The organism is Staphylococcus sp. SUC_1.2, assembly GCF_026222585.1.
In genome coordinates this window covers 23,818-36,916 of record NZ_JANJPM010000001.1, presented here as the reverse complement: position 1 = coordinate 36,916, position 13,099 = coordinate 23,818, and the positions used below count along the sequence as shown (strand labels likewise).

Genomic DNA, 13,099 nt, shown 5'->3' with positions numbered 1-13,099 from the left:
TCTATGTTACAAACCTTATCAATAAAGCAATTTGCAATTATAGATGAACTCGAAATTCATTTTTCTGATGGTTTAACTGTGCTTAGTGGTGAAACTGGATCTGGTAAATCAATTATTATAGATGCAATAGGCCAACTTATTGGTATGCGTGCCTCTTCTGATTTTGTAAGACATGGAGAGAAAAAAGCAATTATCGAAGGGATTTTTGATATTGATAATAGTAAAGAGGCCATTTCAGTTTTAAATGAGTTAGATATTGATATTGATGAAGACTTTCTATTAGTAAAAAGAGAGATTTTTAGTTCGGGAAAAAGTATTTGTCGTATTAATAATCAAATTGTTACGCTTCAAGATCTAAGAAAAGTGATGCAAGAACTTTTAGACATACACGGCCAACATGAAACGCAAACGTTATTAAAACAAAAATATCATTTAAAATTATTAGATGATTATGCTGAAAATCAATATAGCCGTGTTAAAGAACAATATGAAACGACATTTAATGAATATAAAGAAAAGAAAAAAGAACTTGAAGAATTACAGTCTGCTGATCAAGCATTATTGCAACGTCTTGATTTAATGAAGTTTCAATTTGAGGAATTGCAAGAAGCTTCTCTAAAAGAAGGTGAAATTACTCAATTAGAATCTGATATAAAACGAATCCAAAATTCTGAAAAATTAAGTTTAGCATTAAACAATGCGCATGTCACACTTACAGATGAACATGCTATCACCGACCGTTTATATGAATTAAGTAATCATTTACAAACTATTGATGACATTATTCCAGGTAGATTTAAAAAACTTAAAGCAGATATTGATCAGTTCTACTATACCTTAGAGGATGCTAAACACGAACTATACGATGAAATGTCAAATACTGAATTTGATGAACAATTACTTAATGAATTAGAATCTAGAATGAACTTACTGAATAATCTTAAACGTAAGTACGGTAAAACTATTGATGAACTTATTACTTATCAATCTAAATTAGAAAGTGAAATTTCTAAGATTGAAAATTATGAAGAAAGTACTTCTCAATTAAAAGAAGAAATTGACTTGCTTTATGAAAAAGTAATAAAATATGGACAGTCATTATCGAAGGAAAGACGAATTGTAGCTCGAACGTTACGGGATCATATCGTGGCTGAAATTCAAAATTTACAAATGAAAGATGCTAACCTCGAAATTTCATTTCAGCCCTTAGAAACTCCTACAATAGAAGGAATTGAGTTTGTAGAGTTTCTAATTAGTCCTAATAAGGGAGAACCACTTAAAAGTTTAAATAAAATAGCTTCTGGCGGAGAACTTTCTCGTATTATGCTAGCGTTAAAAAGTATATTCGTTGAATCAAGAGGTCAAACTGCTATTTTGTTTGATGAAGTTGATTCGGGGGTTTCTGGTCAAGCAGCTCAAAAAATGGCTGAAAAAATGAGAGATATTGCAAAATATATTCAAGTTATCTGTATATCTCACTTACCGCAAGTAGCTTCTATGAGTGATCATCACTTATTAATTAGTAAAATGACTAAGAATGATCGTACAACAACTCAAGTGAAAGAGTTAAAAAAAGAAGATAAAATTGACGAAATTGCTCGTATGATTTCTGGAGCAAGTGTAACTGAATTAACAAGAGAAAATGCTAGAGAAATGATTGCTCAAAATCATAAATAGTTTATAATTGAATAATTTAAATTAAGGTTGGATGTCGAAAAGAAATAGAACATACTGAGTATAATGTTATTTTTTATATTCAAATTGTTTATTCACACTTTTCAATTCTAACCTTTAAATCTGATTAATAAGGAGTAGCAAAATGTCTGAAAAACAATATGACTTAGTTGTTTTAGGTGGTGGGACAGCAGGATACGTAGCAGCGATTCGTGCTTCTCAATTAGGAAAAAAGGTAGCAATTGTAGAGAAATCTTTATTAGGTGGCACATGTTTACATAAAGGGTGTATTCCTACTAAAGCGCTACTTAAATCTGCTGAAGTGACTCGTACTGTTAGACAATCTTCAGAATTTGGTATAGACACAAACGATTTACATATTAATTTTGAAAAAATGATGAATCGAAAAACGGATATTGTTAATCAAATGCATAATGGCGTTCAAAGTTTAATGCAAAAAAATCATATTGATATTTATAATGGTATAGGACGTATTATGGGAACTTCTATATTTTCTCCACAAAGCGGAACAATTTCTGTTGAATACGAAGATGGCAGCTCAGAGTTACTTCCAAATCAATTTGTACTTATCGCTACAGGGTCACGTCCTCAAACATTACCATTTTTAGAAATTAATCATCAGAATATTTTATCGAGCGATGATATATTACAAATTGATACACTTCCAGACAGTATTGCTATTGTCGGGGGCGGTGTGATTGGTCTTGAATTTGCTTCCTTACTAACTGATTTAAATGTAAATGTTAAAGTGATTGAAGCAGGTAAACGTATATTACCTTCTGACAGTAAATCCATTTCTACATTTTTAAGAGATAGTTTAATTGAACGAGGTGTAGAATTTTTTGAGGATTGCCAACTAAGTGAAGAGAATATCATACATAAAAATGATGTCATTCAAATAAATATAAATGAAAAAACTACTATTACAGTTGATAAAATATTAGTTGCAGTAGGTCGTGTACCTAATACAAGTGATATTGGTATTCAGAATACTAAAATTCAATTAGATACTCATGGGTATATCAAAGTAAATGAATTTCAACAAACGAGTGATAAGCATCTTTATGCGGCAGGTGATTGTATCGGAACATTACAATTAGCTCACGTAGCTTCTAAAGAAGGAATCACTGCAGTTGAACATATGTTTAATGATCATCCGCTTCCAGTGAATTATCATTTAATGCCCAAATGTGTTTATACTTATCCAGAAGTCGCATCTATCGGTTTAAATATAGAAACTGCTAAATCTCAAAATATTAAGGCAACAAGTTATAAAGTTCCTTTTAATGCTATTGGAAAAGCAGTTATTGAAGAAACTAAAAATAAACGTGGTTTTTGTGAAATTATATTAAATAAAGATAATGGAGATATTATTGGAATAAGTATGGTAGGCCCACATGTCACAGAGTTAATAAATGAAGTTGCTTTATTACAATTTATGAATGGATCAACATTAGAATTAGGATTAACGACTCATGCACATCCGTCATTGTCTGAAATATTGATGGAACTTGGGCTAAAGGCTGAAAACAGAGCGATCCACGTTTAAAGGAGGAAGTAAAATGATTGACTACAAATCTGTGGGACTTACAGATGAAGATTTGAGAGAAATATATAAATGGATGGACCTAGGACGAAAACTAGATGAACGCCTATGGTTACTTAACCGTGCTGGAAAAATACCCTTTGTAGTAAGTGGTCAAGGACAAGAAGCCACTCAAATTGGTATGGCGTATGCAATGAAAGAAGGAGATATTTCATCTCCGTATTATAGAGATTTAGCTTTCGTTACATATATGGGGATTTCACCTTATGATACAATGTTAGCTTCTTTCGGTAAAAAGGATGACATTAATTCTGGAGGAAAACAAATGCCTTCTCATTTTAGTCATAGAGAAAAAGGTATTTTATCTCAAAGTTCTCCGGTAGCAACACAAATCCCTCACTCAGTAGGCGCAGCATTAGCATTAAAAATGAATCAACAATCTAATATAGCAACTGCTACTGTAGGAGAAGGTAGTTCTAATCAAGGAGATTTTCATGAAGGATTGAATTTTGCTGGAGTCCATAAATTACCGTTTGTATGTGTAATTATTAATAATAAATACGCAATTTCAGTCCCTGATTCATTACAATATGCAGCAACGCATCTATCTGATAGAGCAATAGGTTATGGTATTCATGGAGAAACTGTAGATGGAAATGATCCAATTGCGATGTACAAAGCAATGAAAGAAGCAAGAGAAAGGGCACTTAATGGCGAAGGAGCAACGTTGATTGAAGCTATTACTACTCGAATGACTCCTCATTCTTCTGATGATGATGATACATATCGTTCTAAAGAAGAAAGAGATGCTTTCAAGACATCTGACTGTAATCTTAAATTCAAAAATGAATTACTCGATTTAGGCATTATTGATGAAGATTGGTTAAACGAATTAGATAATGCACATAAATCTATTATAGATAAAGCTACAAAAGATGCTGAAAATGCTCAATATCCAGATGTAGAAGAAACATATCAATATGTGTATGATCCAGAAGGAGATATTTTCAATGACTAAAATGAGTTATATAGAAGCCATTCAAAATGCACAAGACTTGGCTATAGAAAAAGATAATAATATTTTTATATTAGGAGAAGATGTAGGACGAAAAGGTGGTGTATTCGGTGCGACACGTGGTTTGCAAGAAAAATATGGAGAACTGCGTGTAATTGATACGCCTTTAGCAGAATCAAATATTATCGGTACTGCAATTGGTGCAGCAATGCTTGGCAAACGCCCTATAGCTGAAATTCAATTCGCAGATTTTATTTTACCAGCAGTTAATCAAATTATTAGTGAAGCTGCTAAAATGCGATATCGTTCTAATAACGATTGGCAATGTCCTTTAACTGTTCGTGCACCATTTGGTGGTGGCGTACATGGTGGTTTATATCATTCTCAAAGTATTGAGAGTATCTTTGCGTCTACACCTGGATTAACAATTGTAATTCCTTCAACTCCATATGATGCGAAAGGTTTATTATTATCTTCAATTGAATCAAATGATCCAGTATTATTTTTTGAACATAAAAAAGCATACCGATTTTTAAAAGAAGAAGTACCCGATTCTTACTATACTATCCCTTTGGGTAAAGCTGATGTTAAACGTGAAGGTGATGATATTACAGTTTTCACTTATGGTTTATGTGTTAACTATTGTATTCAAGCAGCCGATATTTTAGAGGCAGATGGCATTAATGTTGAAGTAGTTGACTTAAGAACAGTTTATCCATTAGATAAAACAACGATTATTGAACGCGCTAAACGAAATGGTAAGATTTTGCTTGTAACTGAAGACAACCTTGAAGGTAGTGTTATGTCTGAAGTTTCAGCAATCATAGCCGAACATTGTTTATTTGAATTAGATGCACCAATTATGCGGTTAGCTGGTCCTGATGTTCCATCAATGCCATTTTCTCCTAACTTAGAAAATGAAGTAATGATGAATCCTGATAAGATATTAAAAAAAATGCGTGAGTTAGCACAATTTTAGGGAGGTAACATAATGGATGTTAAAATGCCAAAATTAGGAGAAAGTGTCCATGAAGGTACAATCGAACAATGGTTAGTTTCTGAAGGGAATCATGTGGATGAATATGAACCACTATGTGAAGTAGTTACAGATAAAGTAACAGCAGAAGTTCCTTCAACTATTTCTGGTACAATTACAGAGTTAATTGCTACTGAAGGTGAAACGATTGAAATCAATCAAACCATTTGTAAAATTCAACCCGATGATACATCTTTAAATTCTAATCAAGACGATACTAACGAAACTAATGAAACACCCAGTCAAACACAAAGTAATTCTGTAAAGAGCCAGTCTAAGCCTTCTAACACAAATCAATCATCTAAGCATTCGATCAATAATGGAAGATTTTCTCCAGTCGTATTTAAGATAGCTTCAGAAAACGATATTGATTTATCACAAGTCCCAGGCACAGGATTTGAAGGTAGAGTAACCAAAAAAGATATTGAAACTTATATTCAAGAAAATAACCAACAAAATTCAAAAGAAACATATACCACTCAGATAACGAATCATTCCGAAACAACTTCAAGAAATAATAACGCTTCATCAAATGAACCATTAGACGATTATACAATATCAGTTAAAGGCGTGCGAAAAGCAATTGCCCAAAATATGGTTACCAGTGCCACTGAAATTCCACATGGCTGGATGATGATAGAAGTCGATGCTACAAATCTTGTGAAAACTAGAAATCATTATAAGACTGTGTTTAAAAAACAAGAAGGATATAATTTAACTTTCTTTGCTTTCTTTGTAAAAGCTGTAGCAGAAGCTTTGAAATCTAATCCATTACTTAATAGCAGTTGGGATGGTAATGAAATTATAATTCATAAAGACATCAATATTTCAATAGCTGTAGCTGATGAAGATAAATTATATGTTCCTGTAATTAAAAATGCTGATGAAAAATCAATTAAAGGTATTGCTAGAGAAATCAATCAACTAGCACAAAAAGCTCGAAATCAACAACTGGCTCAAGAAGACATGACTGGTGGTACTTTTACAGTTAATAATACTGGTACATTTGGTTCTGTATCTTCAATGGGTATTATTAATCATCCTCAAGCAGCAATTTTACAAGTAGAATCAATTGTTAAAAAACCTGTTGTCATCGACGATATGATAGCTATAAGAAATATGGTTAATTTATGTATTTCAATTGATCATCGTATTTTAGATGGTGTTCAAACTGGACGATTTATGTCGCAAGTAAAAAATCGAATTGAAAGCTATTCAATTGAAACAACAAATATTTATTAAAAGTTTGTTATATTACAACCAACCTATTTGAACTATATGTTGTAAATTAGTAAAATGACAATAAATAATAATTGACTGAAAGGTGATTCTAAATGGATTTAAATTTTGATTTATATATGAATGGTGTTGTAGAACAAGCTAGAAATGAAATTGAATCTGCTGGTTATGAACAATTAACTACTTCAGATGAAGTTGATAAAGTATTTAAACAAGATGGCACTACACTCGTAATGATAAATTCTGTTTGTGGATGTGCAGGAGGTATAGCGCGTCCAGCAGCAAGTCACGCACTTCATTATGATAAGTTACCTAATAGATTGGTTACTGTATTTGCTGGTCAAGATAAAGAAGCAACTCAGCAAGCAAGAGACTATTTTGAAGGATACGCACCTTCAAGTCCTTCATTTGCACTGATGAAAGATGGTAAGATTACTGAAATGATAGAACGCCATCAAATAGAAGGTCATGACGTAATGGATGTTATCAATCAACTTCAAAAGTTATTTGATAAGTATTGTGAAGAAAGATAAGAGGAACAATACATGCTAACTTTAAATCCTTATAGAATTGGATTTAGAACACTTAAAACAGCTGTAGGAATTACTTTAGGTGTTATTTTAGCTAAATGGATAGGGCTTGATAACTATGCTTCAAGTGCTATCCTCATTGTTCTATGTATTAAACATACTAAGGTTCACTCACTACAAGCAATTGGTTCTCGATTCGTTTCGTGTTTATTAATGTTATTTTTTGGTTCATTTATTTTTAATTTACTTGGTCAAAATGCAATCGTTTTAGGATTAATTGTTTTATTATTTATTCCACTTACAGTGATGTTGAATGTTCAAGAAGGTGTAGTGACAAGTTGTGTCATTTTACTTCACGTATTTAATGCCAAAGTTATTGGGCTTCATTTAATTATTAATGAAATTTTACTTCTTATCATTGGCTTAGGAATAGCATTTTTAATGAATTTAATTATGCCTAGTCTAGATAATACATTAGGTAATTTTAAGAAAGAAATTGAAAATGAAATTAAAACAATATTTACACAATATAGTGAAGCATGTTTAAATATTAATAAACAATTGTCAATTTCTTTTGATACATTAGAAAACAATATTCGTAAGGCTAAATCTATTGCTTTTAGAGACGTTAAAAATCACTTTGTGCGAAATGAAAACTCATATTATCACTATTTTGATATGAGAGAAGAACAACTAGAAATACTACGCAGAATCCAAACATTAATTCATAATACTTCAGCTAATGATCCTTTGTTAGAGACTGTTGCCCATTTAATGGCTGAAATTGGAGATAATGTTAATAGTAATGATTATACTGTATTAAGACTACATTCATTATATGAGATACGTTTAAAATTAGACGAATTGCCATTGCCAGAATCACATCAATCTTTAAAATCAAGAGCAAGTATGATGCAAATTTTAAATGAATTAGAAGAATATTTAAATATTAAATCTCAATTCGGCTCTTTAAAATTACATAGTGAAATATAACATCTAAGATTAACTTCTAATCAAAGTAAAAAGACAAACTTTCTTTAAATACAAAAAGTTTGTCTTTTTTATTTGCATAATTTTAAGAAATAATAATAAAAACTATCGTCAAATTCGAATTTTTGTCGATAGTTTTTAATCTAATTAATTTTTAATGCATGAGAGGAACAAGACTTGTAAGTAACAATGCAGCTACAACTGCAATTAACATGATAATGATAATAATCTTTAGCACTTTATTATTCAATGTAAACGCTCCTTGAAACCTTTAAAATAATTTGATTATTCGTTATATTAATAACTTATAGTATATAAAATAACCTTAAATGATTTCGATAAAAATGGCAATCAATTTATTTACTCTAATTGTCAAAGTCAGTTAAAATATTATCTATATAAGAAAGGGGTTTTCATAATGATTAATAGTCGCCGTTTACTTAATACTTTTTTAGAGTTAGTGCAAATTAATTCTGAAACTGGGAATGAAGAAACGATACAACCCATTCTAAAAAAGAAATTTATAGATTTAGGATTAAAAGTTGTAGAAGATAATGCGTCTAAAAGAGAATGGTTAGGTGCAAATAATTTAATTTGTACCTTACCAAGTAGTAAAGGAAAAGAACATGTTTCTAAAATCTATTTTACTAGCCATATGGATACGGTTGTTCCAGGTATTAACGTTAAACCGATCCTTAAAGAAGATGGCTATGTATATTCAAATGGCACAACTGTATTAGGAGCAGATGATAAAGCAGGTATAGCTGCTTTGTTAGAAATGATTCAAACTATAAACGAACAACAATTACCTCATGGACAAATTCAATTTATTATCACTGTAGGAGAAGAAGCAGGTTTAAAAGGTGCTAAAGAATTAGATCAAAACTTGATAGATGCGGAGTTCGGCTATGCTGTCGATGCCAGCCAAGCGGTTGGAACAACAGTGGTGGGTGCTCCAACTCAAATGATTATCAATACAACTATTTATGGGAAAACAGCACATGCTAGTAAACCCAACCAAGGTATAAGTGCAATTCATATTGCAGCTAAGGCGATTAATAAAATGCATTTAGGTCAGATTGATCAAGATACCACAGCGAATATTGGTAAATTTTATGGTGGTTCTGCTACAAATATTGTTGCAGATAAAGTCATTTTAGAGGGAGAAGCTCGTTCGCATAATGATAAAAGTTTAGAATATCAAGTCAACCATATGAAAGAGACTTTCGAAACGACAGCAAAAGAATTAGGGGGTAAAGCAAACGTTGAAATTTCTAAGAGTTATCCTGGTTTTAGAAGAAACGATTCTGAGACTGTAACTCAATATGCTATAAAAAGTGCGAAAATTTTAGGCCTTTCAGGTAAAACTGTTATTGCTGGCGGAGGTTCAGATGGAAGTATTATTAATACGTATCATATTCCAACTGTTATATTAGGTGTAGGATATGAACATATTCATACTACTTCTGAACGTATTCCTGTAGCTGCTTTAAATCAACTTACGAATCAATTGATTAAAATTGTTGAATTAGTAGCGAAATAATATTTTACTTTAGTGAAGTCATTTATATTTTTGTGATACAATACTAATGAAATTATTGAATAAGAGAGGTAAGTAATATGACTCAACAAATAGGTGTAGTAGGTTTAGCTGTTATGGGTAAAAACCTAGCATGGAATATCGAATCACGTGGTTATAGCGTATCTGTTTATAACCGTTCTAGTGATAAAACAGATTTAATGATTAAGGAATCAGAAGGTAAACAAATTCATCCAACGTATTCTTTAGAAGATTTTGTAAACTCTTTAGAAAAACCACGTAAAATATTATTAATGGTTAAAGCTGGTCCTGCTACAGATGCAACAATTGATAGCTTATTGCCTTTATTAGATGACGATGACATTTTAATTGATGGCGGTAATACAAACTATCAAGATACAATTCGTCGTAACAAAGCACTTGCTGAAAGTGGTATCAACTTTATTGGAATGGGTGTTTCTGGTGGTGAAATCGGAGCGTTAACTGGTCCATCTTTAATGCCTGGTGGTCAACAAGAAGCTTACAACAAAGTAAGTGATATTTTAGATGCCATTGCTGCTAAAGCAAAAGATGGTGCTGCATGTGTAGAATATATTGGACCAAATGGTGCAGGACATTATGTAAAAATGGTTCATAATGGTATCGAATATGCTGATATGCAATTAATTGCTGAAAGTTATGCAATGATGAAAGAATTATTAGGTATGTCTCATGAAGAAATTTCTAAAACGTTTAAAGAATGGAATGCTGGAGAATTAGAAAGTTATTTAATTGAAATAACAGGCGATATTTTCACTAAATTAGATGAAAATAATGAACCTCTTGTAGAAAAAATTCTTGATACTGCGGGTCAAAAAGGAACTGGTAAATGGACATCAATTAATGCATTAGAATTAGGTATACCATTAACAATCATTACTGAATCTGTATTTGCACGTTTCATTTCTTCAATTAAAGAAGAACGCGTGAATGCATCGAAAGTATTAAGTGGTCCTAAATCAAACTTTGATGGCAATAGAGAAGACTTCTTAGAAAAAATCCGTAAAGCGTTATATATGAGTAAAATTTGTTCATACGCTCAAGGTTTCGCACAAATGCGTAAAGCGAGCAATGAAAATGAATGGAACCTTAAATTAGGTGATTTAGCAATGATTTGGCGTGAAGGTTGTATTATTCGTGCTCAATTCTTACAAAAAATTAAAGACGCATATGACAATAATTCAGGTCTTCAAAACTTATTATTAGACCCTTATTTCAAAGGTATTGTTACTGAATATCAAGATGCACTTAGAGAAGTAGTTGCTACTGGTGTTAAAAATGGCGTACCAACACCTGGTTTCTCAGCAAGTATCAGCTATTATGATAGCTACCGTTCAGAAGATCTACCTGCTAATTTAATTCAAGCTCAACGTGATTATTTTGGTGCACATACGTATGAACGTAAAGATAAAGATGGTATTTTCCATACTCAATGGACTGAAGAATAATTATTGTAGGATTAAAAATCTGGGACATCATTAAGTGTCTCAGATTTTTTTATTATGACAGTTTTGTATAGATGTCTTAATACATATAGCCTTGTTAGTTTAATTTACATTTAATCGATATATCCCAAGTTGACATTTAGAAATTCGATTAGTACGATAAATATAGGTGTAAGCGTTTTCTAAAAAACTGGATTATCGCTATATAATGCTATTACATATTATTTTATATTTATATAAATCCAGAAAAATTTAGATTATATATTGAAGCCTAACATTGAATATTAAATAATTAACTCGAATATTATGATTAATTATTTCAAAGTTAATTGATTTACATAATAATTTCAAAGGAGCGATATAAATGGAAAAAAATTGGTGGAAAGAAGCCGTAGCATATCAAGTATATCCGAGAAGTTTTAATGATAGCAATAATGATGGTATTGGTGATTTACCAGGGATGGTAGAAAAATTGGACTATCTGAAAGATTTAGGTATTGATGTCATTTGGCTTAGTCCAATGTATAAATCTCCAAACGATGATAATGGTTATGATATTAGTGATTATCAAGATATTATGGAAGAATTTGGAACAATGGAAGACTTTAATCATTTATTATCTGAGACTCATAAGCGTGGAATGAAATTAATTTTAGACCTTGTTGTTAACCATACATCTGATGAACACCCATGGTTTATAGAATCTCGTTCTAGTAAAGATAATCCTAAACGAGATTGGTATATTTGGGCAGATCCTAAATCTGACGGTTCTGAACCTAATAATTGGGAAAGTATTTTCAATGGTTCAACATGGGAATATGATGACACAACAAAACAGTATTATTTCCACTTATTTAGTAAAAAGCAACCTGATTTAAATTGGAGTAATCCTGACGTTAGAGAAGCTGTTTTTAAAATGATGAATTGGTGGTTCGAAAAAGGAATTGATGGCTTTAGAGTCGATGCGATCACACATATCAAAAAAACATTTGAAGCTGGTGATTTACCTGTTCCAAAAGGAAAACAATACGCTCCAGCATTTGATGTTGATATGAATCAACCAGGCATTCAAGATTGGCTTCAAGAAATGAAGGACAAATCACTTAGCCATTATGACATTATGACTGTTGGCGAAGCAAATGGCGTAAATCCAGATAATGCAAAAGAGTGGGTTGGAGAAAAAGAAGGTAAATTCAATATGATTTTCCAATTTGAACATTTAGGTTTATGGAGTACTGGAGACTCTAAATTTGATGTTTTATCTTATAAAAATGTATTAAACCGTTGGCAAAAACAACTAGAGGGTATAGGATGGAATGCACTATTTATTGAAAATCATGATCAACCTAGACGTGTTTCTACTTGGGGAGATGATACAAAGTATTGGTTTGAATCTGCTACTAGCCATGCAGTGGTATATTTCTTACAACAAGGCACACCTTTTATTTATCAAGGTCAAGAAATTGGTATGACAAACTATCCATTTGAAAGTATTGAAACATTTAACGATGTTGCTGTAAAAACAGAATATCAAATTGTTAAATCTCAAGGTGGAGATGTTAATCAGTTATTAGATAAATATAAAATGGAGAATCGTGATAATTCTAGAACACCTATGCAGTGGACTAATGAAGTAAATGGAGGTTTTACTGAAGGTACGCCATGGTTCCCAGTCAACCCTAACTATAAAACAATAAATGTAGCACAACAATCCGAAGATTCAGATTCCGTTCTTAATTTTTATAAACGTCTAATTAAATTAAAAAAATCCGATGATATATATACTTATGGTGAATTTAATTTAATCGATGATGCGAATGAGAATATTTTTGCTTACACACGTAAACTTAATAATAAGACAGTTCTAGTTGCAGGAAATTTAACAGATCATGTTGCATCATTAAATTTACCATTTGAAGTTGAAGCATCTCAAATTAAGCTACACAATTATAAAAATGATTTAGATATCACTAATATGAAACCTTTTGAAGCATTCGTAGCCGAACTTTAATAGTAAAGCGTTA

At 31.5% G+C, this 13,099-nt stretch carries 11 protein-coding genes; 10 read left to right on the top strand and 1 reads right to left on the bottom strand.

What is annotated here, in order from left to right:
- The first annotated feature begins 3 nt into the window (after positions 1-3).
- From recN to NR218_RS00145, 7 genes are all read left to right on the top strand, one after another.
- The gene (gene recN, locus NR218_RS00175; protein WP_049434811.1) at positions 4-1,677 is read left to right on the top strand and encodes a DNA repair protein RecN; all 1,674 of its coding nucleotides are present in this window, start codon (positions 4-6) and stop codon (positions 1,675-1,677) included.
- A gap of 142 nt (positions 1,678-1,819) precedes the next feature.
- The gene (lpdA, locus tag NR218_RS00170) at positions 1,820-3,244 is read left to right on the top strand and encodes a dihydrolipoyl dehydrogenase (RefSeq protein ID WP_048787742.1); all 1,425 of its coding nucleotides are present in this window, start codon (positions 1,820-1,822) and stop codon (positions 3,242-3,244) included.
- 13 nt (positions 3,245-3,257) lie between these two features.
- Positions 3,258-4,259, top strand: coding sequence for a thiamine pyrophosphate-dependent dehydrogenase E1 component subunit alpha (locus NR218_RS00165; protein ID WP_017176258.1), 1,002 nt, complete (start codon positions 3,258-3,260; stop codon positions 4,257-4,259).
- Positions 4,252-5,235 carry an alpha-ketoacid dehydrogenase subunit beta gene (locus NR218_RS00160; protein WP_049420509.1) on the top strand — a complete coding sequence of 328 codons (984 nt, stop codon included), beginning with the start codon at positions 4,252-4,254 and terminating at the stop codon, positions 5,233-5,235. Before NR218_RS00165 ends, NR218_RS00160 begins: the two co-directional genes overlap by 8 nt.
- A 12-nt stretch (positions 5,236-5,247) precedes the next feature.
- Positions 5,248-6,534 carry a dihydrolipoamide acetyltransferase family protein gene (locus tag NR218_RS00155; protein WP_070443599.1) on the top strand — a complete coding sequence of 429 codons (1,287 nt, stop codon included), beginning with the start codon at positions 5,248-5,250 and terminating at the stop codon, positions 6,532-6,534.
- A 92-nt stretch (positions 6,535-6,626) separates the two neighbouring features.
- A complete protein-coding gene (brxB, locus tag NR218_RS00150; protein WP_017176260.1) occupies positions 6,627-7,064 on the top strand; it encodes a bacilliredoxin BrxB in 438 nt (145 codons plus the stop codon).
- A gap of 12 nt (positions 7,065-7,076) precedes the next feature.
- On the top strand, positions 7,077-8,054 hold the full coding sequence (locus tag NR218_RS00145) for an aromatic acid exporter family protein (protein ID WP_017176261.1): 978 nt from the start codon (positions 7,077-7,079) through the stop codon (positions 8,052-8,054).
- Between the two features lie 151 nt (positions 8,055-8,205).
- On the opposite strand, the gene prli42 is transcribed toward NR218_RS00145, so the two are convergent.
- On the bottom strand, positions 8,206-8,301 hold the full coding sequence (gene prli42, locus NR218_RS00140; RefSeq protein ID WP_017176262.1) for a stressosome-associated protein Prli42: 96 nt from the start codon (positions 8,299-8,301) through the stop codon (positions 8,206-8,208).
- A gap of 168 nt (positions 8,302-8,469) precedes the next feature.
- Here prli42 and NR218_RS00135 point away from each other — a divergent pair, with 168 nt between their 5' ends.
- From NR218_RS00135 to NR218_RS00125, 3 genes are all read left to right on the top strand, one after another.
- Positions 8,470-9,594, top strand: coding sequence for a M20/M25/M40 family metallo-hydrolase (locus NR218_RS00135; RefSeq protein ID WP_017176263.1), 1,125 nt, complete (start codon positions 8,470-8,472; stop codon positions 9,592-9,594).
- A 77-nt stretch (positions 9,595-9,671) separates the two neighbouring features.
- A complete protein-coding gene (gene gndA, locus NR218_RS00130; RefSeq protein WP_017176264.1) occupies positions 9,672-11,078 on the top strand; it encodes an NADP-dependent phosphogluconate dehydrogenase in 1,407 nt (468 codons plus the stop codon).
- 361 nt (positions 11,079-11,439) lie between these two features.
- The gene (locus NR218_RS00125) at positions 11,440-13,086 is read left to right on the top strand and encodes a glycoside hydrolase family 13 protein (RefSeq protein WP_019835223.1); all 1,647 of its coding nucleotides are present in this window, start codon (positions 11,440-11,442) and stop codon (positions 13,084-13,086) included.
- Positions 13,087-13,099: the final 13 nt, after the last annotated feature.

What these genes read in the sequence shown, in the direction of transcription:
- NR218_RS00135 (WP_017176263.1), top strand. Translation starts at nt 8,470, where the DNA reads ATGATTAATAGTCGCCGTTTACTTAATACTTTTTTAGAGTTAGTGCAA.
- brxB (WP_017176260.1), top strand. Translation starts at nt 6,627, where the DNA reads ATGGATTTAAATTTTGATTTATATATGAATGGTGTTGTAGAACAAGCT.
- lpdA (WP_048787742.1), top strand. Translation starts at nt 1,820, where the DNA reads ATGTCTGAAAAACAATATGACTTAGTTGTTTTAGGTGGTGGGACAGCA.
- NR218_RS00165 (WP_017176258.1), top strand. Translation starts at nt 3,258, where the DNA reads ATGATTGACTACAAATCTGTGGGACTTACAGATGAAGATTTGAGAGAA.
- recN (WP_049434811.1), top strand. Translation starts at nt 4, where the DNA reads ATGTTACAAACCTTATCAATAAAGCAATTTGCAATTATAGATGAACTC.
- NR218_RS00155 (WP_070443599.1), top strand. Translation starts at nt 5,248, where the DNA reads ATGGATGTTAAAATGCCAAAATTAGGAGAAAGTGTCCATGAAGGTACA.
- NR218_RS00145 (WP_017176261.1), top strand. Translation starts at nt 7,077, where the DNA reads ATGCTAACTTTAAATCCTTATAGAATTGGATTTAGAACACTTAAAACA.
- gndA (WP_017176264.1), top strand. Translation starts at nt 9,672, where the DNA reads ATGACTCAACAAATAGGTGTAGTAGGTTTAGCTGTTATGGGTAAAAAC.
- NR218_RS00160 (WP_049420509.1), top strand. Translation starts at nt 4,252, where the DNA reads ATGACTAAAATGAGTTATATAGAAGCCATTCAAAATGCACAAGACTTG.
- NR218_RS00125 (WP_019835223.1), top strand. Translation starts at nt 11,440, where the DNA reads ATGGAAAAAAATTGGTGGAAAGAAGCCGTAGCATATCAAGTATATCCG.